Genomic DNA, 23,873 nt, shown 5'->3' on the forward strand with positions numbered 1-23,873 from the left:
CCACCGCGACGACGGCGCAGCCCGCCAGCGAGAGCGCCCAGCTGTTCCAGGGCGTCACCCGCCTGCTCGGCCGGCGCCACCAGGGACCGCCGGCCGCCGCAGCGGAGGCGCCGCCCCGCGCCGCGCTGCTGCTCCCCGAACTGCCCCGGGCCGGCACCTACAGCGAGTCCGAACTGCTGGCGGCACTCAACCGCCTGCAGCAGATCAGCGCGCGCGACATCGATAGCCAGCTGCAGCAGCCTCAGGACGTGACGCAACTGCGCGCACGCCTGCAGGCCGAGCTGGAGGCGGCCTGCACCCTGCCCGGCCAGCAGCTGCGCGCCGACGATGCCGACATCATCGACCTGGTCGGCATGCTGTTCGCCTTCATCCTCGACGACCCCGGCCTGCCGGACCGCTGCAAGACGGTGCTGTCGCACCTGCACACGCCCTATCTGAAGCTGGCGCTGCGCGACCGCGAGCTGTTCACCCGCGACGACCATCCGGCGCGGCGCCTGCTCGACAGCATGGCCCGGGCCGGCGCCCGCTTCGTCGAGGACAGCGACGCCTCCGGGCTGCTGGCGAAGATGCAGGACATCGTCGAGCACATCATTCAGGACCTCGGCGGCGAGCGCGCCGGCTTCGAGCGCCTGCTCGAGGAGTTCGAGACGCACCTGCGCCGTCTGCAGCAGCGCGTCGAGCTGCGCGAGCACCGCACCCTGAGCGCCGCCCGCGGCCGCGATCGCCTGTACGCCGCCCGCCGCCGGGCCGGCGAGCAGATCCGCCAGACCCTGATCGGTCGCTCGCTGCCACCGCTGATCCAGGCCCTGCTGGAGAACAGCTGGCACGACCTGCTGGCGCTGATCCACCTGCGCCAGGGCGAGCAGAGCGAGGAATGGCGGCGCGCCTGCCTGACCGGCGAACAGCTGGCCTGGAGCGGCACGCCGCTCGACCGCAGCGGTCGCGAACGTCTGCAGCGCGAGCGCCTGGAACTGCTGGAAGCGCTGCGCGGCGGCCTGATGCAGCTGGGCTGCCTGAGCGACGAGGAGATCCGCCGCCTGCTGCAGGACGTGGTCACCTGCCAGCACGCCGTGCAGGCCCGCCAGCCCGAACTGGCCGCCCGCCTGCTGGCCCGGCTGCCCGACAGCCCGCTCGGCGCGCTGCTGCACGAGCAGGGCGAGAACGCCGAAGCCGCGGCCGGCGAGGGACAACTGTCGGCGGAGCTGGAAGCCCAGCTGGAGCAGCTGCGGGCCCTGCCGTTCGGCAGCCTGTTCGCCTTCCACGAGGACGGTCAGGTACACCGCCTGCGCCTGTCCTGGGTCAGCCCGGCGACCCGCCACTACCTGTTCATCGACCCCTGCGGCGAGCACAGCCGCACCTGGCCGGCGGCGCGCCTGGCCCGCGCCCTGCAGGACGGCAGCGTGCGCCTGCTCGGCGAACCGAGCGACACCCCGCTGATGGAGCGTGCCCTGCAGGCGATCTACCGGGTGCTGCAGCGCCTGGAAGAGCCCCGGCCGGCCGGCGACTGAGCCCTGCAGACGACGACGGCGCCCTGCGGCGCCGTCGTCGTTTTCCATGAACCCGCCGCGGGGCGGCGCATTCTCAGGCGAAGACGATCTGCTCGCCCTCGACCCGCGCGTGGATGGTCGCCCGGGGGGCGAACTCGCCGGCGAGGATCTGCTGCGCCAGCGGGTTCTCGATCCAGCGCTGGATCGCACGCTTGAGCGGGCGCGCGCCATACACCGGGTCGTAGCCGACGGCGATCAGCTTCTCCAGCGCCTCCGGGGTCAGCTCCAGGCTCAGCTCGCGCTCGGCCAGCCGGCTACGCAGGCGCGACAGCTGGATCTCGGCGATGCCGCCGATCTGCTCCTTGCCCAGCGGATCGAACACCACCACCTCGTCGATGCGGTTGATGAACTCCGGGCGGAAGTGGTGGCTGACCGCATCCATCACCGCGGCGCGCTGCGCCTCCGGATCGCCGACCAGCTCCTGGATCTGCGCCGAGCCGAGGTTGGAGGTCATCACCACCACGGTGTTCTTGAAGTCCACGGTGCGGCCCTGGCTGTCGGTCAGTCGGCCGTCTTCGAGCACCTGCAGCAGCACGTTGAACACGTCCGGGTGGGCCTTCTCCACCTCGTCCATGAGGATCACCGAGTACGGCTTGCGACGCACCGCCTCGGTCAGATAGCCGCCCTCCTCGTAGCCGACGTAGCCGGGCGGCGCGCCGATCAGACGGGCCACCGAGTGCTTCTCCATGAACTCGGACATGTCGATGCGCACCATCGCCTCCTCGGTGTCGAAGAGGAACTCGGCCAGCGCCTTGCACAGCTCGGTCTTGCCCACCCCGGTCGGGCCGAGGAACAGGAACGAGCCGCTGGGTCGATTCGGGTCGGCCAGGCCGGCGCGCGAGCGGCGCACCGCGTTGGACACCGCGACCACCGCCTCGTGCTGGCCGATCACCCGCCTGTGCAGCTCGGCCTCCATGCGCAGCAGCTTGTCGCGCTCGCCCTCCATCATCTTGGCCACCGGGATGCCGGTCCACTTGGACACCACCTCGGCGATCTCCTCGTCGGTCACGCGGTTGCGCAGCAGCTGCTTCTCCCTCTGCTCGCCGCTGTCGACGCTGGCCAGCTTGCGCTCCAGCTCGGGAATCACGCCGTACTGCAGCTCGGCCATGCGCTGCAGATTGCCCTGGCGGCGGGCGGCCTCCATGTCTGCCTTGGCCTGCTCGAGCTGCTGCTGGACCTGCGCCGAGCCCTGTACCTCGGCCTTCTCCGACTTCCAGATTTCCTCGAGGTCGGCGTACTCGCGCTCCAGCTTGGCGATGTCCTCCTCGAGCTTGGCCAGACGCTTGCGGGTGGCCTCGTCGGTTTCCTTCTTCAGCGCCTCGCGCTCGATCTTCAGCTGGATCAGCCGGCGATCCAGGCGGTCCAGCTCCTCGGGCTTGGAGTCGATCTCCATGCGGATGCGGCTGGCGGCCTCGTCGATCAGGTCGATGGCCTTGTCCGGCAGTTGGCGGTCGGTGATGTAGCGGTGGCTCAGTTTCGCGGCGGCGATGATCGCGCCGTCGGTGATGGTCACCCCGTGGTGCACCTCGTAGCGCTCCTTGAGGCCACGCAGGATGGCGATGGTGTCCTCCTCGCTCGGCTCGTCGACCAGCACCTTCTGGAAGCGGCGCTCCAGCGCGGCGTCCTTCTCCACGTACTGGCGGTACTCGTCGAGGGTGGTGGCGCCCACGCAGTGCAGCTCGCCGCGCGCCAGCGCCGGCTTGAGCATGTTGCCGGCGTCCATCGAGCCCTCGGCCTTGCCGGCCCCCACCATCGTATGCAGCTCGTCGATGAACAGGATCACCCGGCCTTCCTGCTTGCCCAGTTCGTTGAGCACCGCCTTGAGGCGCTCCTCGAACTCGCCGCGGAACTTGGCACCGGCGATCAGCGCGCCCATGTCCAGCGACAGCAGGCGCTTGTCCTTGAGGCCGTCGGGCACCTCGCCGTTGACGATGCGCTGGGCCAGCCCCTCGACGATGGCGGTCTTGCCGACGCCCGGCTCGCCGATCAGCACCGGGTTGTTCTTGGTCCGGCGCTGCAGGACCTGGATGGTGCGACGGATCTCGTCGTCGCGGCCGATCACCGGATCGAGCTTGCCGTCCTCGGCGCGCTTGGTCATGTCGATGGTGTACTTGTCCAGCGCCTGGCGCGACTCCTCGGCGTTGGGGTCGTTGACCGCCTCGCCGCCACGCAGGTTGGCGATGGCGTTCTCCAGCGCCTGCTTGCTCACCCCCTGGGCCAGCAGCAGCTTGCCGAGGCGGGTGGCGTTGTCCAGCGCGGCGAGCAGCACCAGCTCGCTGGAGATGTACTGGTCGCCTTTCTGCTGGGCCAGCTTGTCGGCCAGGTTGAGCAGGCGGGCGAGATCCTGCGACATGTTCACGTCGCCGGTGGGGTTCTGGATCTTCGGCAGGTCGTCGAGCGCCTTGGCCAGCGCCTGGCGCAGGGCGGCGATGTCGAAGCCGACCTGCATCAGCAGCGGGCGGATCGAGCCGCCCTGCTGCTCGAGCAGGGCGGACATCAGGTGCAGCGGCTCGATGGCGCTGTGGTCGCGGCCCACGGCCAGCGACTGGGCATCGGACAAGGCCAGTTGCAGTTTGCTGGTCAAACGGTCGATACGCATGGGGTCGTCCTTCGCAAGCAGCGGCGGAACGAGCGGCCGGCACCCGGCTACAACCCGATCCGCCAGGGGAATTGGGTTGCAGGATAGATGAGGACGATTACAGGCGATTCAAGGGGCGGGCATTTGACCGGGATCAAGCGGGGCGCAACGCGTCCCGGCGGCGCATCAGGCCGGCTCCAGCCAGATCAGGCTGGCCTGGCGCCCGGTGCGCGGCGCGCGGCGGTAGGAGTAGAAGCGTTCGGCGTCGGTGAAGGTGCACAGCCCGCCGCCGTACACCGTGGTGACGCCGACGGCGGCCAGGCGGAGGCGCGCCAGCCGGTAGAGGTCGGCCATGTAGCGCCCGGCGCTGGCGCTGGGCACGAAGGCCGCGGCGGCCTCGGCATGCTGCGCGACGAAGGCCTCGCGCACCTCGGCGCCGACCTCGAAGGCCTGCGGGCCGATGGCCGGGCCCAGCCAGGCCAGCACCTGATCGGCCGGGCAGCCCAGCGCGGCGACGGTGGCCTCCAGCACCCCGGCGGCCAGCCCGCGCCAGCCGGCATGGGCCGCGGCGACCCGCGTGCCGTCACGGTCGCAGAACAGCACCGGCAGGCAGTCGGCGGTCATGCTGGTGCAGGCCACCCCGGGGGTGGCGCTCCAGCAGGCGTCGGCCTCGGCCACCTGCGCCGGGTCGGCCTCGACCACGCTCACGCCATGCACCTGGCTGAGCCAGGCGGCGCGGCAGCCGAGCAGCGCCTGCAGGCGGCGACGGTTCTCGGCCACCGCGGCCGGCTCGTCGCCGACATGGTCGCCGAGGTTGAGCGCAGCGAACGGTGCCGGGCTGACGCCGCCGGCCCGCGTGGTCACGCAGGCGCGCACCCTGGCCGGTGCCGGCCAGTCGGGGATCAGCAGATCACCGAGGCTCAGGCTCATCCGATGAAGGCCTCGCGGTCGCCGCGCAGCAGGTTGAGCAGCTCGACGAAGTCGTCCGGAAGCTCCGACTCCCAGCCCATGCGCTCGCCAGTGACCGGGTGATCCAGTTCGAGGAAGCGCGCATGCAGGGCCTGGCGCGGGTAGTCGCGCAACGACTGCACCAGCAGCGGGTTGGCCGCCGGCGGAATGCGGAAGCGACCGCCGTAGACCGGATCGCCGACCAGCGGGAAATGCACGTAGGCCATGTGCACGCGGATCTGGTGGGTACGCCCGGTCTCCAGCTTGACCCGCACGTGGGTGTGCGCGCGGAAGCGCTCGAGCACCCGGTAGTGGCTGACCGCCGGCTTGCCGGTGCTGGTCACCGCCATCTTCTGGCGCTGCTGCGGATGGCGTCCGATGGGGGCATCGACCTTGCCGCCGGAGGTGACCACGCCGACCACGATGGCCTCGTAGATGCGGCTGACGCTGCGCGCCTGCAGCTGGGCGACCAGCTGGGTGTGCGCCTCGAGGGTCTTGGCCACCACCATCAGGCCGGTGGTGTCCTTGTCCAGGCGGTGGACGATGCCGGCGCGCGGCACGCTGGCCAGGCCCGGCACATGGTGCAGCAGGGCGTTGAGCAGGGTGCCGTCGGCATGCCCGGCGGCCGGATGCACCACCAGGCCGGCCGGCTTGTCGATCACCAGCAACTGCTCGTCCTCGTAGACGATGTTGAGGGCGATGTCCTGGGCCAGATGCTCGACCTGGGCCTCGCGCTCGGCCTCGAGCTGCAGCACGGCACCGCCGTGGACGATGTCGCGCGGGCGCAGCACGGCGCCGTCGACGGTGAGGCGGCCGTCCTTGATCCACCCGGCCAGGCGCGAGCGCGAATGTTCGGGGAAGAGCTGGGCGGCGATCTGGTCGAGGCGTTGCCCGCCCAGCTCGGACGGCACCTCGGCACGCAATTGGATGAGTTCGGACATGGCGGACATCGGGAGGGCCGTGCGGCTTTGGTTGGCCACAGGCTTGTGGTTAAATACGGCGTCTTTTGCCCAGAGGATTCTGGGCTGCCAATCATATCAGGCCGGTCCCCGTCACGCACCCGGCCCCAGGGAACCCAAGCGCCATGCAAGTGAAACACCTGCTGCTGATCGCCACCCTCGCCCTCACCGCGGCCTGCTCCTCCAAGCAGGTGATCGACGAGAACCTCAGCGAGACCGAGCTGTACCAGCAGGCGCAGGAACACCTGGGCAACGATAGCTACACCAGCGCCGTCGACACCCTCAAGGCCCTGGAATCGCGCTACCCGTTCGGCCGCTACGCCGAACAGGCCCAGCTCGAACTGATCTACGCCTACTACCAGAACCAGGAGCCGGAAGCCGCCAAGGCCGCCGCCGAGCGCTTCATCCGCCTGCATCCGCAGCACCCGGACGCCGACTACGCCTGGTACCTCAAGGGCCTGTCGTCGTTCGACAAGGACCGCGGCCTGCTGGCCCGCTTCCTGCCGCTGGACATGACCAAGCGCGACCCGGGCGCGGCGCGCGACTCGTTCAACGAGTTCGCCCAGCTGGTCGCCCGCTACCCGAACAGCCGCTACGCCCCGGACGCCAAGGCGCGCATGATCTACCTGCGCAACCTGCTGGCCGCCTACGAGATGCACGTGGCGCACTACTACCTCAAGCGCCAGGCCTACGTCGCCGCGGCCAACCGCGGCCGCTACGTGGTGGAGAACTTCCAGGAAACCCCGGCGGTCGGCGACGGCCTGGCGGTGATGACCGAGTCCTACCAGCGCCTCGGCCTCGACGACCTGGCGGCCACCAGCCTGGCCACCCTCAAGCTCAACTATCCGGAGCACCCGACCCTGGAAAGCGGCGAGTTCGTGCCGACCGAGCAGGAAGCCGACACCCGCTCCTGGCTGAGCAAGGCGACCCTCGGCCTGATCGAGAGCGAGGCGCCGCTCCCGCCCGGCCAGACCCGCGCCAGCCAGGACATGGAGCGCCAGTACCAGGAAGCGCTGGACGCCCTGCCCGCGGAGCTGGAGCCGGAAGACGCCGCCGAGGCCCCCGCCGCCGAGGAAGCCGAAGCACCCAGGCGTTCCTGGCGCAGCCGCCTGACCTTCGGCCTGTTCGACTGAACCCGAAGCGCGACCACAAAAAAGGGAGACTCGTTCGAGTCTCCCTTTTTCATTGGCGACTGCCTGTCACTCGCCGAGGCGCCAGCCCGAGGTGATCGGGTAGCGGCGGTCGCGACCGAAGCCGCGCTGGGTGATGCGCGGGCCGACCGCGGCCTGGCGGCGCTTGTACTCGTTGAGATCGACCAGGCGCAGGATCTTGCGCACGGTATCGGCGGCGAAGCCGCGGGCGATGATGGCGTCGGCCGACAGGTCCTCCTCGACGTACAGGCGCAGGATCTCGTCGAGCACCGGATAGGGCGCCAGCGAATCCTCGTCCTTCTGGTCCGGCGCCAGCTCGGCCGATGGCGGACGGTCGATCACCCGCTGCGGGATCACCTCGCCGGCCAGGCTGTTGCGGTACTGGCAGAGGCGGAACACCAGGGTCTTGGGCACGTCCTTGAGCACGTCGAAGCCGCCGGCCATGTCGCCGTACAGGGTGCAGTAGCCCACCGCCACCTCGCTCTTGTTGCCGGTGGTCAGCACCAGGTAGCCCTTCTTGTTGGAGATCGCCATCAGCAGGGTGCCGCGGCAGCGCGCCTGCAGGTTCTCCTCGGTGGTGTCGCGGCCGAGGCCGGCGAACACCGGCGCCAGGGTGTCCATGAACGCCTCGACCATCGGTGCGATGGGCAGCACCTGGTAGCTCACGCCCAGAGTGCGCGCCTCGGCCTCGGCGTCCTCGAGGCTCATCTGCGCGGTGTAGCGGTAGGGCATCATCACCGCCTCCACCTTGTCGGCGCCGAGGGCATCCACGGCGATGGCCAGGGTCAGCGCCGAGTCGACGCCGCCGGACAGGCCGAGCACCACGCCCTTGAAGCCGTTCTTGTGCACGTAGTCGCGCACGCCGAGCACCAGCGCGCCGTACACGCTGGCCTCCTCGCCGGCCAGCGCCGCGCAGGCGCCGGGCTGCGGCTGCACCAGCTCGTCGTCGACCCGCAGCTCGGCGAGGAACAGCCCCTCCTCGCAGGCCGGCGCGCGCTGCAGCACGTGGCCGCCGGGGGCCACCACGCAGGAGCCGCCGTCGAACACCAGCTCGTCCTGGCCACCGACCTGATTGACGTAGACCACCGGCATGCCGCCTTCGGCAGCGCGTGCCGCCAGGGTCGCCTCGCGCTCGGCCTGCTTGCCGAGGTGGAACGGCGAGGCATTCATGTTCAGCATCAGCCGCGCACCGGCATCGCGCGCCGCGGCCATCGGCTCGGGGTGCCAGATGTCCTCGCAGATGCTCAGCGCCACCGGCACGCCGGCGATGTCCACCACGCAGGGCGCCTCGCCGGCGTCGAAGTAGCGCTTCTCGTCGAACACCTGGTAGTTGGGCAGTTTCTGCTTGCAGTAGCGCGCCACCACGGCGCCGTCGTCGAGCAGGGCGCAGGCGTTGTAGCGCCGCTCGCCGTCGACCCACGGGAAGCCGACCAGCAGGCGGATGCCGCGCACTTCGCGGCACAGGCGCTCCAGCGCCGCCTCGATGCGCAGCTGCATGCTGGCGCGCAGCAGCAGGTCCTCCGGCGGATAGCCGCACAGCGACAGCTCGGGGAACACGATCACGTCGGCCTGCCACTGCGCCCGGGCGCGCCCGGCCGCCTCGATGATGCGCTCGACGTTGCCGTGGACATCGCCGACGCGCAGGTTGAGCTGGGCCATGGCGACCCGCAGGACTTGACTCATGCTGCTCTCCAGTTGATGGCGCGCGCCGGGGTCGTCTACCCCGCCCGCCGCGCCTGATGCGAGGGCAGCATTGTCCCGCAACGGCCACAGCCGACACAACGCACAGTCGCGGCGGACGGTGCTGGGCTCGCCCCGCCGGCGACGCTACACTGGCGCCCGTTTCCGTCCAGCCACGAGAGCACCATGGCTCGCCTACTGTCCCTGATCGCCCTGCTGGCCATCGCCTGGTGGCTGTGGCGGCGCTTCACCCGGCCGCAGCGCCCGCAGCCGCCCGCCGCCCCCAAGGCCCAGCCGATGGTGCGCTGCGCCCAGTGCGGCGTGCACGTGCCCCGCGCCGAGGCCCTCGCCCACGACAACCGCTGGTACTGCAGCCGTGCCCACCTCGAACAGGACAATCCCCCTGAACAGCGCTGAACTCTGGGCGCCGAGCGCCGAGCAGGGCCAGCGCATCCTGCGCCTGTACCACCTGTACCGGCTGAGCGTCGGCCTGGCCCTGGTGCTGCTGATCTCCAGCGACATGCACCGCGAGCTGCTGGAGATGGCCGATCCCCAGCTGTTCCGCTTCGGCAGCTGGGCCTACCTGGCGATCAACGTGGTGCTCGGCGTGCTGCTGCAGCAGACCTGCCGCTCGCTGGCGCTGTTCGCCCTGGCGCTGTTCGACGTGACCCTGCTCAGCACCCTGTTCTACGCCGGCGGCGGCCTGTCCAGCGGCCTGGCGCCGCTGCTGGTGATCTCGGTGGCGATCGCCAACAGCATGCTGCGCGGGCGCCTGGGCCTGGTGATCGCCGCGCTGGCCAGCAGCGGGCTGATCTACCTGACCTTCTACCTCAGCCTCAGCAAGTCGGCCGCCGCCAGCCAGTACGTGCAGGCCGGCGCCCTCGGCGCGCTGTGCTTCGCCGCCGCGCTGATCATCCAGGCCCTCGGCCGCCGCCTGCAGCAGAGCGAGAGCCTAGCCCGCCGCCACGCCGCCGACGTCGCCGACCTGCAGGCGCTCAACGCGCTGATCCTGCAGCGCATGCGCACCGGCATCCTGGTCCTCGACCCGCAGCGCCGCGTGCTGCTGGCCAACCCCAGCAGCCTGACCCTGCTCGGCCAGCGCCAGCTGGTGACCCAGTCGCTCGACGAACACTGCCCGGCCCTGCTCGAGTGCCTGCACCAGTGGCAGGAAAACCCCGCGCTGCGTCCGCAGACCCTGCAGGGCTTCGCCGAAGGCCCGGCGCTGCAGCCAAGCTTCGTCCCGCTGCAGCGCAAGGGCGAGCGCAACCTGCTGATCTTCCTCGAGGACGTCTCGCAGATCGCCCAGCAGGCGCAGCAGCTCAAGCTGGCCGCCCTCGGCCGCCTCAGCGCCGGCATCGCCCACGAGATCCGCAACCCGCTGGGCGCCATCAGCCACGCCGCCCAGCTGCTGCAGGAAGCCGAGGATCTCGGCCCGGCGGACCGCCGTCTGACCCAGATCATCCTCGACCACTCGCGGCGCATGAACCTGGTGATCGAGAACGTCCTGCAGCTGTCGCGCCGCCGCGAGGCCGAGCCGCAGCTGCTCGACCTGCGCTACTGGCTGCACCGCTTCGCCGGCGAGCTGCGCGAAAGCCGGCGCGGCGACGCGGTGCTGCACCTGGAGTGCGCGACCGGCTCGATCCAGACGCGCATGGACCCGCAGCAGCTGACCCAGATCCTCACCAACCTGGTGCAGAACGGCCTGCGCCACAGCGCGCGCAAGCACGACAAGGGGCAGGTCTGGCTGCGCCTGTTCCGCGACGAGCAGACCCAGCTGCCGGTGCTCGAGGTGGTCGACGACGGCGACGGCATCCCGCCGGAGCAGCGCGGCAACCTGTTCGAGCCCTTCTTCAGCACCGAGAGCAAGGGCACCGGCCTCGGCCTGTACATCTCCCGCGAGCTGTGCGAGAGCAACCGCGCCCGCCTCGACTACGTGCCCCGCGAAGGCAGCGGCGCCTGCTTCCGCATCACCTTTGCCCATCCGAAGACCGCGAGCTGACCATGGCGCAACGAGCCCTGATCGTCGACGACGAACCCGACATCCGCGAGCTGCTGGAAATCACCCTCGGCCGCATGAAGCTGGACACCCGCTGCGCGCGCAACGTCAAGGAAGCGCGCGAGTGGCTGGCGCGCGAGCCGTTCGACCTGTGCCTGACCGACATGCGCCTGCCCGACGGCACCGGCCAGGAACTGGTGCAGCTGATCCAGCAGCGCTACCCGCAGACCCCGGTGGCGATGATCACCGCCTACGGCAGCGTCGACACCGCGATCGACGCGCTCAAGGCCGGCGCCTTCGACTTCCTCACCAAACCGGTCGACCTCGGCCGCCTGCGCGAGCTGGTGGCCACCGCCCTGCGCCTGCGCGCCCCGCAGTCGGCGGCGGAAGCCGGGGGCTCGGTGGACAGCCGCCTGCTCGGCGACTCGCCGCCGATGCGCGCCCTGCGCAAGCAGATCGCCAAGCTGTCGCGCAGCCAGGCGCCGGTGTACATCAGCGGCGAGTCGGGCAGCGGCAAGGAGCTGGTGGCGCGGCTGATCCACGAACTCGGCCCGCGCGCCGACAAGCCGTTCGTGCCGGTCAACTGCGGCGCCATCCCCTCGGAGCTGATGGAGAGCGAGTTCTTCGGCCACCGCAAGGGCAGCTTCACCGGTGCGGTGGAGGACAAGCCCGGCCTGTTCAAGGCCGCCGACGGCGGCACCCTGTTCCTCGACGAGGTGGCCGACCTGCCGCTGCCGATGCAGGTCAAGCTGCTGCGCGCCATCCAGGAGAAGGCCGTGCGCGCGGTCGGCGGCCAGCAGGAGCTGGCGGTGGACGTGCGCATCCTCAGCGCCACCCACAAGGACCTGGCCGCCGAGGTCGCCGCCGGGCGCTTCCGCCAGGATCTCTACTACCGCCTCAACGTCATCGAACTGGGCGTGCCGCCGCTGCGCGAGCGCCGCGAGGACATCCCGCTGCTCGCCGAACGCGCCCTCGCCCGCCTGGCCGCCGACTGCGGCCTGGAGCCGGCGCGGCTCTCCGCCGAGGCGCTGGAGAAGCTCAAGAGCTACCGCTTCCCCGGCAACGTGCGCGAGCTGGAGAACATGCTCGAGCGCGCCTACACCCTCTGCGAGGACGACCTGATCCAGGCCAGCGACCTGCGCCTGGGCGACGCCCCCGCCGCCAGCGCCAGCGGCGAAGCCGCCGGCCAGCTGACGCAGATCGACGACCTCGAGGACTTCCTCGAGAACATCGAGCGCCAGGCGATTATGCAGGCGCTCGAGGAAACCCGCTGGAACCGCACCGCCGCCGCCCAGCGCCTCGGCCTGTCGTTCCGCTCGATGCGCTACCGGCTGAAGAAGCTCGGCATCGACTGATCCCCGCCGCGCCCCTCGCCGGGGCGCCGGCTCCTCGCCACGCCTCCGCAACCCCGCACGGGGCAGGCCCGCGCCTGCTCGCACCGCGAGCCGATGGCCGCGGCGCCCCGGCGCGAACCCGCCCGCGACCGCCTCCCAGCGGTCCATCGACGCACCATTTTCGAACCCTGCAAGCCCCAATTCCGTGCACATAAGCAGCACGCACAACCCTTCAAAATCGGCATATGCAAGGCCGCATTTACATAAAAGCACCAAAAAGTTTCACTCAAGCGTCATTTTGCACTATCACAAAGCACGCTCGGCTGCTAAATTCCCGCCCATCCAACGACTACAGCCGATTTCGAAACAAACTATCGAGGCCTCCCCATGCCCCAGACCCTTGACGCATTCCTGGCGCAGATCAAGCGCCGCGACCCCGACCAGCCGGAATTCCACCAGGCCGTGGAAGAGGTGGTGCGCAGCCTGTGGCCGTTCCTGCAGAGCGAGCCGCGCTACCTGAAGGCCAACATCCTCGAGCGCATCGTCGAGCCCGAGCGCGTGATCATGTTCCGGGTACCGTGGATCGACGACCAGGGCAACGTGCGCGTCAACCGCGGCTTCCGCGTGCAGATGAGCAGCGCCATCGGCCCGTACAAGGGCGGCCTGCGCTTCCACCCGTCGGTGAACCTGGGCGTGCTGAAGTTCCTGGCCTTCGAGCAGGTGTTCAAGAACTCGCTGACCTCCCTGCCCATGGGCGGCGGCAAGGGCGGCTCCGACTTCGATCCGAAGGGCAAGAGCGACAACGAAGTGATGCGCTTCTGCCAGTCGTTCATGAGCGAGCTGTACCGCCACATCGGCGCCGACCTCGACGTGCCGGCCGGCGACATCGGCGTGGGCGCCCGCGAGATCGGCTTCATGTACGGCCAGTACAAGCGCCTGGCCAACGAGTTCACCTCCGTGCTGACCGGCAAGGGCATGAGCTACGGCGGCAGCCTGATCCGTCCGGAAGCCACCGGCTACGGCTGCGTGTACTTCGCCCAGGAAATGCTCAAGAGCCGTCACGAAGGCTTCGACGGCAAGCGCGTGGCCATCTCCGGCTCGGGCAACGTGGCCCAGTACGCCGCACTGAAGGTCATGGAACTGGGCGGCAAGGTCATCTCCCTGTCCGACTCCGCCGGCACCCTGTACATCGAGGCGGGCCTGAACAAGGAGCAGTTCGACTACCTGATGGACCTGAAGAACGTCCGTCGCGGTCGCATCGAGGAAATGGCGGCCCACTTCGGCCTGCAGTACCTGGAAGGCCAGCGTCCGTGGGGCATCGCGTGCGACATCGCCCTGCCGTGCGCCACCCAGAACGAGCTGGACGCCGAGGACGCGCGCACCCTGATGAAGAACGGCTGCTTCTGCGTCGCCGAAGGCGCCAACATGCCGTCGACCCTGGAAGCGGTGGACCTGTTCATCGAGGCCGGCATCCTCTACGCCCCGGGCAAGGCCTCCAACGCCGGCGGCGTGGCCGTGTCGGGCCTGGAAATGAGCCAGAACGCCATGCGCCTGCTGTGGACCGACGGTGAAGTGGACGCCAAGCTGCACAGCATCATGCAGAACATCCACCACGCCTGCGTCAACTACGGCGAAGAGAACGGCCGCATCAACTACGTCAAGGGCGCCAACATCGCCGGCTTCGTCAAGGTCGCCGACGCCATGCTGGCCCAGGGCGTGGTCTGAGTTCCACGGCGTTCCCGCAGTACCCGAAAAGCCGGCCTAGCGCCGGCTTTTCCTTGTCTGCCGGTTTATTCCGAAAGGCTGGCAGAAGGCCATCAACCTACTTCGATTGGGTCTCATGTCCCGCGCTCGACTGATCTTCACTTGCTAGCAAAGCAAGTCAGCCGAGTAGTCACGGGAATGAGTACCAAGGCCGCGGGCAAGCCCCTTCTCCTCTGGATCGACCTGAGCTGCGACCAGGTCGCCGAGCAGTGCATCGAGCAGTTCGCCGCACAGTGCCGGATCGTCCGCGCCGACGGCCTCGACAGCCTGGCGGACGCCGCGGTGCAGACGCACGCGGACATGCTCTGCCTGCAGTTCGACCGCCCCGACGACCACGGCCTGCACCTGCTGCTGGAGATCAAGCGGCGCTTTGCCGCCCTGCCGATCACCATGCTCACCCTGCAGCACTCCGAGGAGCTGGCGGTGTGGGCCTTCCGTGCCGGCGTCTGGGACTACCTGGTGCTGCCGCTGTCCAGCGCCGAGCGCCTGCGCTACCTCAAGGCCCTGCATGCCCTGCACGAACTGCGCCTGCAGCCGGCCGGCCCCGCCCCGCGCCAGCGCCTCGCCCGCGTCGAGCGACTGCCCGAGTGCGTGCGCCTCAACCGCGGCGCCGAGGCCCGGCAGCCGCTGCATGCCGCCCTGGCCCACATCGACAGCCACTTCCGCGAGCGCATCGAGGAACGCGAGATGGCCGAACTGTGCCGCATGTCGGTGGTGCGCTTCAGCCGGCTGTTCAAGCAGAGCTGCGGCATCGGCTTCCAGGAATACGTGATGGGCAAGCGCATGCAGGCCGCCGAGGACCTGCTGCTCAACAGCGACACGCCGATCGCCGGCATCGCCGGCAAGGTCGGCTTCAAGGATCCGTCCTACTTCGCCCGCGCCTTCCGCCAGCACTTCGGCCACAGCCCGAGCAGTTGCCGGCAGGCCCGCCAGCAGGCCGACCACCTCCCGCCCACCATCGAGCGGGCCAGCGCCGCGGCCGCGCCGCCGGGCTAGGCCGCCCGGCAGGCCTCGTAGCCTTCCTCGCGCAGCGCCGCCAGCACCTGCTCGGCGCTCAGGCCGCTGTCGACCCGCACCTCGGCGCTTGCCAGGTCGACCTCGACCCGGGCGCTGCCGTCGAGCGCCTGGAGAGCCTGGGTGATGGCGCGGACGCAGTGCGCACAGGACATGCCCTGGACCTTGAAAACCTGCATGATGCCTTCCTCGCTGAACAATGGAGGCGACCAGTTTTGACCGCTGCGCCCCGGCCAGGTCAAGCGTCTGCGGCGCTGCGTCGCGCGCGACCTTGACCTGGCCCCCATGGCAAGGTCGATCCTTGACCACCATCGCCCTTCTCTACTCGCGGGGAGCCCGCCATGAACATCGGCCAAGCCGCCAGCCGCTCCGGCCTCAGCGCCAAGATGATCCGCCACTACGAAAGCATCGGCCTGCTGCAGCCGGCCGGACGCGGCGACAACGGCTATCGCCGCTACGGCGAGCAGGACCTGCACCGCCTGACCTTCATCCGCCGCGCCCGCGACCTGGGCTTTTCCCTGGAGGAAATCGGGCGCCTGCTCGAGCTGTGGCAGGACCGCCAGCGCGCCAGCGCCGACGTCAAGGCGCTGGCCCTCGGCCATATCGCCGCCCTCGAGCGCAAGATCGCCGAACTGGCCAGCCTGCGCGACACCCTGAGCGATCTGGTCGAGCACTGCCAGGGCGACCAGCGCCCCGACTGCCCGATCCTGCACAGCCTGGAGTGCGGCACGCCGCCCGCAGGCGACTGAGGTGCGGCCGGCCCGGCGAACCGACGGGCGACCCGCCCTGCGACGACCCGGCGGAGTCAAACCGGGCGGGGGCATGGTAAGGTTGCCGCCTGTTCAGCATTGCCGTGGAAGTCCTCCATGTCCAACCCGACCGCCGGGCGAGCGTTGCGCCGCCGTCTGTTCAGCGGCAGCGCGTTGCTGCTGGCGCTGACCCAGCTCAGCGCCTGTGCCGAGCCTCCCGCCCAGGGCCCCGCCGCCAGCCTGCCGCTGGCCAGCGCAAGCGTGGTGGCGCCCGCCCTGTCCAGCGCCGCAGTGCCCGCCGCCGCGGCGCCGCAGCAGAGCTTTGCCGCCTGGCGCGACGCCTTCCGCCGCGAGGCGCTGGCCGCCGGCATCGCGCCGACCACCTTCGCGCGCGCCTTCGCCGAGGTCACCGTCGACCCGGCGGTGATCCGCGCCGACCGCAGCCAGCCGGAGTTCAGCCGGCCGATCTGGGAATACCTCGACAGTGCCGTGTCGCCGCAACGCGTGCACCGCGGCCAGCGCCTGCTCGCCGAGCACGCCTCCACCCTGCGCGCCATCGAGCAGCGCTACGGCGTCGAGCGCAACGTGCTGGTGGCGATCTGGGGCATGGAGAGCAACTTCGGCAGCAACACCGGCAACCTGAGCGTGATCCGCTCGCTGGCCACCCTCGCCTACGAGGGCCGCCGGCCGCAGTTCGCCCACGACCAGCTGCTCGCCGCGCTGCAGATCCTCGAGCACGGCGACGTGCAGCCGCAGCGCATGCTGGGCTCCTGGGCCGGGGCCATGGGCCAGACCCAGTTCATCCCCACCACCTACCAGCGCCATGCGGTGGATTTCGACGGCGACGGCCGCCGCGACATCTGGGACTCCACCGCCGATGCGCTGGCCTCCACCGCCAACTACCTGAGCGCCTCGGGCTGGCAGAGCGGCAAGAGCTGGGGCATGGAAGTGCGCCTGCCGGCCGGCTTCGACTACGCCCTGGCCGACCCGGAGCAGCGCAAGCCGCTGGGCGAATGGCTGCGCCTGGGCGTGCGCCCGCAGCATCCCTACAACGTGGTGCGCGACGACAGCCAGCTGGCCAGCCTGGTGCTGCCGGCAGGCTACCGCGGCCCGGCCTTCCTGGTGCAGGACAACTTCCGCGCCATCCTCAAGTACAACAACTCCACCGCCTATGCCCTGGCCATCGGCCTGCTCGGCGAGCGCTTCGCCGGCGGCGGCCAGGTCGTCGCCGCCTGGCCGCGCGGCGAGCGCCCGCTGTCGCGCAGCGAGCGCATCGAACTGCAGGAGCGCCTGGCGCGCAGCGGCTTCGATCCCGGCACGGCCGACGGCATCATCGGCGCCAACACCCGCCGCGCGGTGCGCGCCACCCAGCAGCAGCTCGGCTGGCCGGCTGACGGCCACCCGAACCACCAGTTGCTGGAGCGGCTGCGCCAGCTGCCGTGAAGCGATCCCTGGCAACGCAAAAGGGCGACCCGTGGGTCGCCCTTTTGCGTTGCCGGCGTCCTACAGCGCGACCGGCATGCGCTCGCACAAGCCGACCAGCGCCTCGACCCACTGCGGATGGTCGTTCAGGCAGGGCACCAGCACCAGGTCGTCGCCGCCGGCGGCGCGGAACGCGGTGCGGCCCTCGTCGCCGATCTCCTCGAGGGTCTCGATGCAGTCGGCGACGAACGCCGGGCACATCACCAGCAGCTTCTTCACCCCCTCGCGGGCCAGCCTCTCGAGGGTCGCGTCGGTGTAGGGCTCGATCCACTTGGCACGGCCCAGCCGCGACTGGAAGGACATCGACCACTGCTCCTCGCCCATGCCGAGCCGGGCGACCAGGCCTTCGCTGGTGCACAGGCACTGCGCCCGGTAGCAGCTGGCCAGTACCGCGCCGCTGGCGCGCCGGCAGCAGTCGGCATCCTTCAGGCAGTGGCTGCCGGTGGGGTCACTCTTGTGCAGGTGGCGCTCGGGCAGGCCATGGTAGCTGAGCAGCAGGTGGTCGAAGCCCTGCTCCAGATGGGGGCGCACGCTCGCGGCCAGCGCCTCGAGGTATTCCGGCTGGTCGTAGAACGGCGGCAGCACGTCCACGGCGAAGGCATGTCCGCGCGCCGCCATCGCCCGCCGAGCCTCCTCGACCACCGTGGTCACCGTGCTGTCGGCGAACTGCGGATACAGCGGCACCAGGGTCACCCGCCGGACGCCCTGCGCAGCCAGGCGCTGCAGGCCACTGTCGATCGACGGCTCGCCGTAGCGCATCGCCAGCTCCACCGGGCCGTGCGCCCAACGCTCGGCGACCTTCGCCTGCAGGCGGCGGCTGAGCACCATCAGCGGCGAGCCCTCCGCCCACCAGATCGAGCGGTAGGCCTCGGCCGAGGCCGCCGGGCGGCGGATCAGGATCATCGCCACGATCAGCCGGCGCAGCGGCCAGGGCAGGTCGATGACGTGGGGATCCATGAGGAACTGGTTGAGGTAGCGCCGCACGTCGGCCACCTCGGTGGAGGCCGGCGAGCCCAGGTTGACCAGCAGCAGGGCGTGATCGGTCATGCAGTGTCCTTGTCAGTGTCGAGCGAGGAGGTCGGCCAGCGCCGCCTCGAGATCGGGAAAACGGAAGCGGTAGCCGGCGTCCAGGGTACGCTGCGGCTGCAGGTGCTGGCCGCCGAGCAGCAGGCCGGCCATCTCGCCCAGCGCCAGGCGCAGCACGCAGGCCGGCGCCGGCAGCAGCGCCGGGCGATGCAGCACGCGGCCGAGGGTGCGGGCGAACTCGGCGTTGCGCACCGGATTCGGCGCGCAGGCATTATAGGGACCGCGGCATTCCTCATGGTGGAGGAGAAAGTCGATCAGCCCCACCTCGTCCTCCAGGTGGATCCACGGCATCCACTGCCGGCCGCTGCCCATGCGTCCGCCGAGGCCGAGGCGGAACGGCGGCAGCAGGCGCGCCAGCATGCCGCCACGCGCCGCCAGCACCGGCGCGGTGCGCACCAGCACCACGCGGATGCCCAGCTCCTCGGCGCGCAGCGCCGCCGCCTCCCAGGCGAAGCACAGCTCGCTGGCGAAGTCCTCGCTGCCGGCCGGGCTGTCCTCGTTGAGCCGCCGCTCGCCGCCGTCGCCGTACCAGCCCACCGCCGAGCCGGACAGCAGCACCCCCGGCCTGAGCGGGCGCCGGGCCAGCCAGTCGACCAGTTGCCCGGTCAGGCCGATGCGGCTGTCCCACAGCAGCCGGCGGCGCGCGGCGGTCCACGGCCGGTCGGCGATCGGCGCCCCGGCCAGGTTGACCACCGCATCCAGCGGCAGGTCGGGGGCCAGTTCGTCGAGCCGGGCGATGCCGCGCGCGCCGCTGCACAGGCCGGCGACCTCCTGCGGGCGGCGGCTCCACACCACCAGTTCGTGCCCCTGCCCCGCCCACAGGCGACAGAGCGCCCGGCCGATCAGGCCGGTACCGCCGGTCAGCAGAATGCGCATCGCCGTATCTCCTCGTCTGCTCGCATGCGTCAGTCCTGAGTCTGGTCCACACTGAAAACACCGGCCAGGCCGCAACACGCTGGCGGCGGACCGGGTTCAAGGCTGGACCGCAGCATATCATTCTGTACAGGAATGAGCATATTGTATAAGTAGAGTCCAAGGATTAGCCTGAATTCTCAGTGACAGAGGTGAAACATGAACACTCCCATCGCCATCATCGGCAGCGGCATGGCCGGCCTGTCGGCAGCCCAAGCGCTCACGGCGGCGGAGCTCGAGGTGCAGCTGTTCGACAAGGGACGCGGTAGCGGCGGGCGCATGTCGAGCAGGCGCTGCGATGTCGGCGACCTCGACCTGGGCGCCCAGTACTTCACCGCGCGCGACCGGCGCTTCGTCGAAGCCGTGCAGCAGTGGCAGGAGCAGGGCTGGCTGGCCGAGTGGAAGCCGGTGCTGTACCAGTCGCAGGGTGGCCAGCTGAGCCTCTCGGCGGACACCCAGCTGCGCTTCGTCGGCGTGCCGCGGATGAGCGCGCTGACCCGCAACCTGCTCGGCGAACTGCCGGCGACCTTCGCCTGCCGCATCACCGAGGTGTTCCGCGGCGAGCAGCACTGGCATCTGCTGGATGCCGACGGCCAGAGCCACGGCCCGTTCAGCAAGGTGATCATCGCCGCCCCCGCCCCGCAGGCCACCGCGCTGCTCTCCGCCGCGCCCAAGCTGGCCGCCACCGTGGCCAGCGTGGTGATGGAGCCGGTCTGGGCGGTGGCCCTGTCCTTCGGCAAGGCGCTCGACACCCCGGTCGAAGGCTGCTTCGTGCAGGACAGCCCGCTCGACTGGCTGGCGCGCAACCGCAGCAAGCCCGCCCGCAGCCAGAGCCCGGACACCTGGGTGCTGCACGCCACCAGCGCGTGGAGCCGCCAGCACCTCGACCTGCCGCGCGAGGCGGTGATCGAGCAACTGCGCTGCGCCTTCGCCGAGCTGATCGGCTGCGCCGTGCCGGAGGCCGACTTCAGCCTGGCCCATCGCTGGCTGTACGCCCGCCCGGCGCAGGCTCACCAGTGGGGCGCGCTGGCCGACCCCGACCTCGGCCTGTACGCCTGCGGCGACTGGTGCCTGTCCGGCCGCGTCGAGGGCGCCTGGCTGAGCGGCCAGGAAGCGGCTCGCCGCCTGCTCGAACACGCCGCCGCCTAGACCGGCAGCCGCCTGCGCCACTCCTCCTCGCTCAGCCTGCACCTGCCGAAAGGACGGCGGTGCAGCCGCTCGGCCGCAGGAGAACGCCAAACCTGTACAATTGGCTTGACCTGTACAACAAAATATCTAACCCTGTAGAAGAGCTGTACAAGTCCGTTTCCCTGTACAGGCCGCAGCCGCCGGTGCCGCCTGCACCCGACCGCCAAGGTACACGCCATGATCCACGCACAGTCCCAATCCCCCCGCCTCAAGCTCGCCATCAGCGCCTGCCTGCTCGGCAACGAGGTGCGCTACAACGGCGGCCACAAGCAGTCGCTGCTGTGCCGCGAGGTGCTCGGCAAGCATTTCGATTTCCAGCCGCTGTGCCCGGAGATGGCCATCGGCCTGGGCGCCCCGCGCGAGCCGATCCGCCTGGTCGGCGACCCCGGCGCGCCGCGCGCGGTGGGCACGGTGACCCGCGAGCGCGACGTCACCGAGGCGCTGGCCGGCTACGCCGAAGGCGTCGCCGCGCGCCTGCACGACGTCAGCGGCCTGATCGTCATGCAGAAGTCGCCCTCCTGCGGCATGGAGCGGGTCAAGGTCTATCAGGACGATGGCCGCCCCGCCGAGCAGGGCGCGGGCATATTCACCGCCACCCTGGCGCGCCTGCGCCCCGAGCTGCCGATCGAGGAGGACGGCCGTCTCCACGATCCGGTGCTGCGCGAGAACTTCATCGCCCGGGTGTTCGCCTACGGCGACTGGCAGCGCCTGTGCGCCGAGGGCCTGACCCGCAAGGGCATCATCGCCTTCCACTCCCGCCACAAGTACCTGCTGATGGCCCACCACCCGCTCAAGTACCGCGAGCTGGGCCGCCTGCTGGCCGGCATCGGCGCGCACGACCCGGCCGAGTTCGGCCCGCGCTACTTCGCCGAGCTGATGGCCGCGCTGAAGCGCTGCGCCACCCGCGGCACCCACGCCAACGTCCTGCAGCACCTGTCCGGCTACCTGCGCCGCGCCCTGCCCGGCGAGGAGCGCCGCGAGATCCAGCAGCTGATCGAGCAGTACCGCGAAGGCATGGTGCCACTGGTGGTGCCGCTGACCCTGCTCAAGCACCACTTCCGCCGCCATCCGGACCGCTACGTCGCCCTGCAGGCCTACCTGCAGCCCCACCCGCAGGAGCTCGGCCTGCGCAACGCCATCTGAACGGCAAGCGGTGCTGCGCGACTGGCCGACGGCCCCGGCCGGTGCCCGCCACGACGCGGCCTGCTCGCCGCCCCCTGAGGAGATCCCGATGTCCCGTCTGGTCTGGCTGCGCAGCGACCTGCGCGTGCGCGACAACACCGCCCTGGCCGCCGCGGCAGCCCGCGGCGACGGCCCGCTGCTGGCCGTCTGGCTGCTCAGCCCGGCGCAGTGGCGCGCGCACGACGACGCAGCCTGCAAGGTCGACTTCTGGCTGCGCAACCTCGCCGAGCTGTCGAAGAGCCTCGCCGCGCTGAACATCCCGCTGCTGCTGCGCACCGCCGAGCGCTGGGACGACGCCGCCGCCGTGCTGCTGGCGCTGTGCCGCGAGCACGGCGTGCGCAGCGTCCACGTCAACGCCGAGTACGGCGTCAACGAACAGCGCCGCGACCGCGCGGTGGCCGCGACTCTGCAGGACGCCGGCATCGCCTGGCACAGCCATACCGACCAGGTGCTGTTCGCTCCCGGCAGCCTGCTGACCCGCAGCGGCGGCTACTTCCAGGTATTCAGCCAGTTCCGCAAGCTCTGCTACGCACGCCTCGGCGAAGCCCTGCCGGCGCTGCAGCCGCTGCCGTGCATCCAGCCGCCGAGCGGAATCGCCGGCGATCCGCTGCCGGTGGCGATCGACGGTTTCGCCACGCCCGGCGACGAACTGCGCCGGCTGTGGCCGGCCGGCGAGGCGGCCGCGCACCGCCAGCTGGAAGACTTCGTCGACGGACACCTGGCCTGGTACGCCGCCGAGCGCGACTTCCCGGCCAGGCCCGGCACCAGCGCCCTGTCGCCCTGGCTGGCCGCCGGCGTGCTGTCGCCGCGCCAGTGCCTGCACGCCGCGCTGGCGGTCAACGCCGGCGAGTTCGCCGACGGCAATCCCGGGGTGGTGACCTGGATCAGCGAGCTGCTCTGGCGCGAGTTCTACAAGCACATCCTGGTCGGCTACCCGCGGGTATCCATGGGCCGCGCCTTCCGCGTCGAGACCGAGGCGCTGGCCTGGCGCGACGCACCGGCAGACCTCGAAGCCTGGCAGCAGGGCCGCACCGGCATCCCCATAGTCGACGCCGCCATGCGCCAGCTGCTTGCCACCGGCTGGATGCACAACCGCCTGCGCATGATCGTCGCCATGTTCCTGACCAAGAACCTCTTGATCGACTGGCGCCACGGCGAGCGCTGGTTCATGCAGCAGCTGATCGACGGCGACCTGGCCGCCAACAACGGCGGCTGGCAGTGGAGCGCCTCCACCGGCACCGACGCGGCGCCCTACTTCCGCATCTTCAACCCGCTGACCCAGTCGGAGAAGTTCGATCCGGACGGCGCCTTCATCCGCCAGTGGGTGCCGGAACTGGCCGGCCTGAACAGGCGCGACATCCACGACCCGGCGGCGCTCGGCGGGCTGTTCGGCGCGCCCGACTATCCGCGCCCGATCGTCGACCTGGCGCGCTCGCGCGAGCGTGCGCTGGCGGCTTTCAAGGCGCTGGACAAGGCCAGCGCCTGAGGCGAGTGGGCAGCCAGGGCGACCTCGCTTCGCTCAGAACGCGGTGCGATAGTGCAGCGTATAGGTCTCGGCGCCGTCGTTGGGCTGCTTGAGGCTGGCGTTGGAGTAGTGGATGGCGCGCACGCCGATCTCCTGGCCGGCGAAGCGCAGGCCGAAGCCGAGACGGTCCTCGAACTGGAACGCGGTGCTCAGGTCGTGCTGCTCGAACTCGGTGCTGGAGAACAGCGCTACGCCTATGCCGGCCTCGACATAGGGGCGCACGCGCTCGCCGGCGAACTCGTAGACGAACACCGGGGCGAACGACAGGCTGTGGTTGCTGGCGGCCTTGTCGCCGAACCAGTAGGTGTAGCCGGCATCCCAGTAGCCGGTCAGGCGCCCGCTGGAGCTCTGCCACCAGCTGCGCTCGAAGTCGCGCTGCAGGGCCAGGCGCACCACCTGGGTGGACTCGCGGGTCACCCCGGCGGCCAGGGTCGCATCCCAGGCGCTGGCCGGGACGCTCGCGCCCAGGGCCGCCAGCACAGCACCGACAGTCAGCAATCGCTTCATGATGACGATTCCTTGCAATGAGCTTCCGTGGATGTCGTGGACTGCACGGCAACGACCAGCGCACCGGACACCGCCCCGCATGACGCCCTTGTTGCAAGTATAGGAGCCGCTCGTCGCCAGGAAAGCGCGCGGGCTCAGTCCTCCAGCCGCTCGACCGCCGCGGCCTCGCCCCACAGCACCGGCAGCACCCGCGCCAGAGCGGCCGGCTCGCCGCTGGACCAGAAGCGCGCCGGCTGCGCCGGCCCGGCCGCCAGCAGCTCGCGCTCGCCGA

General features: G+C 70.5%; 20 protein-coding genes. 12 read left to right on the top strand and 8 right to left on the bottom strand.

Features of this window, described 5'->3' with window-relative positions; translation table 11 throughout:
• Positions 1–1,508: DUF1631 family protein (locus tag E5198_RS15150; protein WP_136490835.1), on the top strand; the 1,508-nt coding region annotated here is incomplete at its 5' end.
• A gap of 73 nt (positions 1,509–1,581) precedes the next feature.
• On the opposite strand, the gene clpB is transcribed toward E5198_RS15150, so the two are convergent.
• The 3 genes from clpB to rluD all read right to left on the bottom strand — a co-directional run bounded on the left by clpB (position 1,582) and on the right by rluD (position 6,014).
• Positions 1,582–4,146, bottom strand: coding sequence for an ATP-dependent chaperone ClpB (clpB, locus tag E5198_RS15155; RefSeq protein WP_136490836.1), 2,565 nt, complete (start codon positions 4,144–4,146; stop codon positions 1,582–1,584).
• A gap of 165 nt (positions 4,147–4,311) precedes the next feature.
• Entirely contained in the window at positions 4,312–5,055 is a 744-nt protein-coding gene (gene pgeF, locus E5198_RS15160) for a peptidoglycan editing factor PgeF (RefSeq protein WP_136490837.1), read from the bottom strand.
• Entirely contained in the window at positions 5,052–6,014 is a 963-nt protein-coding gene (gene rluD / locus E5198_RS15165) for a 23S rRNA pseudouridine(1911/1915/1917) synthase RluD (protein ID WP_136490838.1), read from the bottom strand. Before rluD ends, pgeF begins: the two co-directional genes overlap by 4 nt.
• A gap of 143 nt (positions 6,015–6,157) precedes the next feature.
• On the opposite strand from rluD, the gene E5198_RS15170 reads away from it, so the two are divergent.
• Positions 6,158–7,165, top strand: coding sequence for an outer membrane protein assembly factor BamD (locus E5198_RS15170; protein ID WP_136490839.1), 1,008 nt, complete (start codon positions 6,158–6,160; stop codon positions 7,163–7,165).
• A gap of 66 nt (positions 7,166–7,231) precedes the next feature.
• On the opposite strand, the gene E5198_RS15175 is transcribed toward E5198_RS15170, so the two are convergent.
• On the bottom strand, positions 7,232–8,866 hold the full coding sequence (locus tag E5198_RS15175) for an NAD+ synthase (protein ID WP_136490840.1): 1,635 nt from the start codon (positions 8,864–8,866) through the stop codon (positions 7,232–7,234).
• A gap of 183 nt (positions 8,867–9,049) precedes the next feature.
• Between E5198_RS15175 and E5198_RS15180 the strand changes: the two genes are divergently transcribed.
• The 5 genes from E5198_RS15180 (at position 9,050) to E5198_RS15200 (ending at position 14,953) form a co-directional block, all read left to right on the top strand.
• A complete protein-coding gene (locus E5198_RS15180) occupies positions 9,050–9,280 on the top strand; it encodes a PP0621 family protein (protein ID WP_136490841.1) in 231 nt (76 codons plus the stop codon).
• A complete protein-coding gene (locus E5198_RS15185) occupies positions 9,267–10,862 on the top strand; it encodes a PAS domain-containing sensor histidine kinase (RefSeq protein WP_136490854.1) in 1,596 nt (531 codons plus the stop codon). Before E5198_RS15180 ends, E5198_RS15185 begins: the two co-directional genes overlap by 14 nt.
• Positions 10,863–10,864: 2 nt before the next feature.
• Complete coding sequence (locus E5198_RS15190) at positions 10,865–12,214, top strand: sigma-54 dependent transcriptional regulator (protein WP_136490842.1); 1,350 nt, start codon at positions 10,865–10,867, stop codon at positions 12,212–12,214.
• Positions 12,215–12,580: 366 nt separating this feature from the next.
• Positions 12,581–13,918: an NADP-specific glutamate dehydrogenase gene (gdhA, locus tag E5198_RS15195; protein WP_136490843.1), complete on the top strand. Its 1,338-nt coding sequence runs from the start codon at positions 12,581–12,583 to the stop codon at positions 13,916–13,918.
• A 177-nt stretch (positions 13,919–14,095) separates the two neighbouring features.
• Positions 14,096–14,953: an AraC family transcriptional regulator gene (locus E5198_RS15200; RefSeq protein WP_136490844.1), complete on the top strand. Its 858-nt coding sequence runs from the start codon at positions 14,096–14,098 to the stop codon at positions 14,951–14,953.
• On the opposite strand, the gene E5198_RS15205 is transcribed toward E5198_RS15200, so the two are convergent.
• Entirely contained in the window at positions 14,950–15,150 is a 201-nt protein-coding gene (locus E5198_RS15205; RefSeq protein WP_136490845.1) for a heavy-metal-associated domain-containing protein, read from the bottom strand. The two genes, E5198_RS15200 and E5198_RS15205, sit on opposite strands and share 4 nt — an antisense overlap.
• 162 nt (positions 15,151–15,312) lie before the next feature.
• Between E5198_RS15205 and cueR the strand changes: the two genes are divergently transcribed.
• Positions 15,313–15,720, top strand: coding sequence for a Cu(I)-responsive transcriptional regulator (cueR, locus tag E5198_RS15210; protein ID WP_136490846.1), 408 nt, complete (start codon positions 15,313–15,315; stop codon positions 15,718–15,720).
• A 117-nt stretch (positions 15,721–15,837) separates the two neighbouring features.
• Positions 15,838–17,163 carry a lytic murein transglycosylase gene (locus E5198_RS15215; RefSeq protein ID WP_136490847.1) on the top strand — a complete coding sequence of 442 codons (1,326 nt, stop codon included), beginning with the start codon at positions 15,838–15,840 and terminating at the stop codon, positions 17,161–17,163.
• 60 nt (positions 17,164–17,223) lie between these two features.
• On the opposite strand, the gene hemH is transcribed toward E5198_RS15215, so the two are convergent.
• Both hemH and E5198_RS15225 read right to left on the bottom strand, forming a co-directional pair.
• Entirely contained in the window at positions 17,224–18,249 is a 1,026-nt protein-coding gene (hemH, locus tag E5198_RS15220; protein WP_136490848.1) for a ferrochelatase, read from the bottom strand.
• A 12-nt stretch (positions 18,250–18,261) separates the two neighbouring features.
• On the bottom strand, positions 18,262–19,164 hold the full coding sequence (locus E5198_RS15225) for a TIGR01777 family oxidoreductase (RefSeq protein WP_136490849.1): 903 nt from the start codon (positions 19,162–19,164) through the stop codon (positions 18,262–18,264).
• Between the two features lie 195 nt (positions 19,165–19,359).
• Here E5198_RS15225 and E5198_RS15230 point away from each other — a divergent pair, with 195 nt between their 5' ends.
• The 3 genes from E5198_RS15230 to phrB all read left to right on the top strand — a co-directional run bounded on the left by E5198_RS15230 (position 19,360) and on the right by phrB (position 23,056).
• On the top strand, positions 19,360–20,349 hold the full coding sequence (locus E5198_RS15230; protein WP_136490850.1) for an NAD(P)/FAD-dependent oxidoreductase: 990 nt from the start codon (positions 19,360–19,362) through the stop codon (positions 20,347–20,349).
• 216 nt (positions 20,350–20,565) lie between these two features.
• Positions 20,566–21,531 (top strand): 2-thiouracil desulfurase family protein, encoded by a 966-nt coding sequence (locus E5198_RS15235; RefSeq protein ID WP_136490851.1) that lies wholly within the window; start codon positions 20,566–20,568, stop codon positions 21,529–21,531.
• Positions 21,532–21,619: 88 nt separating this feature from the next.
• Positions 21,620–23,056, top strand: a complete 1,437-nt coding sequence (phrB, locus tag E5198_RS15240; RefSeq protein WP_136490852.1) for a deoxyribodipyrimidine photo-lyase — start codon at positions 21,620–21,622, stop codon at positions 23,054–23,056.
• A 33-nt stretch (positions 23,057–23,089) separates the two neighbouring features.
• Here phrB and E5198_RS15245 read toward each other — a convergent pair whose 3' ends face one another.
• Positions 23,090–23,602, bottom strand: coding sequence for an acyloxyacyl hydrolase (locus tag E5198_RS15245; protein ID WP_136490853.1), 513 nt, complete (start codon positions 23,600–23,602; stop codon positions 23,090–23,092).
• Between the last annotated feature and the right edge of the window lie 271 nt (positions 23,603–23,873).

Source organism: Pseudomonas sp. A-1, assembly GCF_004801855.1.
Classification (GTDB): Bacteria; Pseudomonadota; Gammaproteobacteria; order Pseudomonadales; family Pseudomonadaceae; genus Geopseudomonas.

What these genes read in the sequence shown, in the direction of transcription:
- clpB (WP_136490836.1), bottom strand. Translation starts at nt 4,146, where the DNA reads ATGCGTATCGACCGTTTGACCAGCAAACTGCAACTGGCCTTGTCCGAT.
- pgeF (WP_136490837.1), bottom strand. Translation starts at nt 5,055, where the DNA reads ATGAGCCTGAGCCTCGGTGATCTGCTGATCCCCGACTGGCCGGCACCG.
- rluD (WP_136490838.1), bottom strand. Translation starts at nt 6,014, where the DNA reads ATGTCCGAACTCATCCAATTGCGTGCCGAGGTGCCGTCCGAGCTGGGC.
- E5198_RS15170 (WP_136490839.1), top strand. Translation starts at nt 6,158, where the DNA reads ATGCAAGTGAAACACCTGCTGCTGATCGCCACCCTCGCCCTCACCGCG.
- E5198_RS15175 (WP_136490840.1), bottom strand. Translation starts at nt 8,866, where the DNA reads ATGAGTCAAGTCCTGCGGGTCGCCATGGCCCAGCTCAACCTGCGCGTC.
- E5198_RS15180 (WP_136490841.1), top strand. Translation starts at nt 9,050, where the DNA reads ATGGCTCGCCTACTGTCCCTGATCGCCCTGCTGGCCATCGCCTGGTGG.
- E5198_RS15190 (WP_136490842.1), top strand. Translation starts at nt 10,865, where the DNA reads ATGGCGCAACGAGCCCTGATCGTCGACGACGAACCCGACATCCGCGAG.
- gdhA (WP_136490843.1), top strand. Translation starts at nt 12,581, where the DNA reads ATGCCCCAGACCCTTGACGCATTCCTGGCGCAGATCAAGCGCCGCGAC.
- E5198_RS15200 (WP_136490844.1), top strand. Translation starts at nt 14,096, where the DNA reads ATGAGTACCAAGGCCGCGGGCAAGCCCCTTCTCCTCTGGATCGACCTG.
- E5198_RS15205 (WP_136490845.1), bottom strand. Translation starts at nt 15,150, where the DNA reads ATGCAGGTTTTCAAGGTCCAGGGCATGTCCTGTGCGCACTGCGTCCGC.
- cueR (WP_136490846.1), top strand. Translation starts at nt 15,313, where the DNA reads ATGAACATCGGCCAAGCCGCCAGCCGCTCCGGCCTCAGCGCCAAGATG.
- E5198_RS15215 (WP_136490847.1), top strand. Translation starts at nt 15,838, where the DNA reads ATGTCCAACCCGACCGCCGGGCGAGCGTTGCGCCGCCGTCTGTTCAGC.
- hemH (WP_136490848.1), bottom strand. Translation starts at nt 18,249, where the DNA reads ATGACCGATCACGCCCTGCTGCTGGTCAACCTGGGCTCGCCGGCCTCC.
- E5198_RS15225 (WP_136490849.1), bottom strand. Translation starts at nt 19,164, where the DNA reads ATGCGCATTCTGCTGACCGGCGGTACCGGCCTGATCGGCCGGGCGCTC.
- E5198_RS15230 (WP_136490850.1), top strand. Translation starts at nt 19,360, where the DNA reads ATGAACACTCCCATCGCCATCATCGGCAGCGGCATGGCCGGCCTGTCG.
- E5198_RS15235 (WP_136490851.1), top strand. Translation starts at nt 20,566, where the DNA reads ATGATCCACGCACAGTCCCAATCCCCCCGCCTCAAGCTCGCCATCAGC.
- phrB (WP_136490852.1), top strand. Translation starts at nt 21,620, where the DNA reads ATGTCCCGTCTGGTCTGGCTGCGCAGCGACCTGCGCGTGCGCGACAAC.
- E5198_RS15245 (WP_136490853.1), bottom strand. Translation starts at nt 23,602, where the DNA reads ATGAAGCGATTGCTGACTGTCGGTGCTGTGCTGGCGGCCCTGGGCGCG.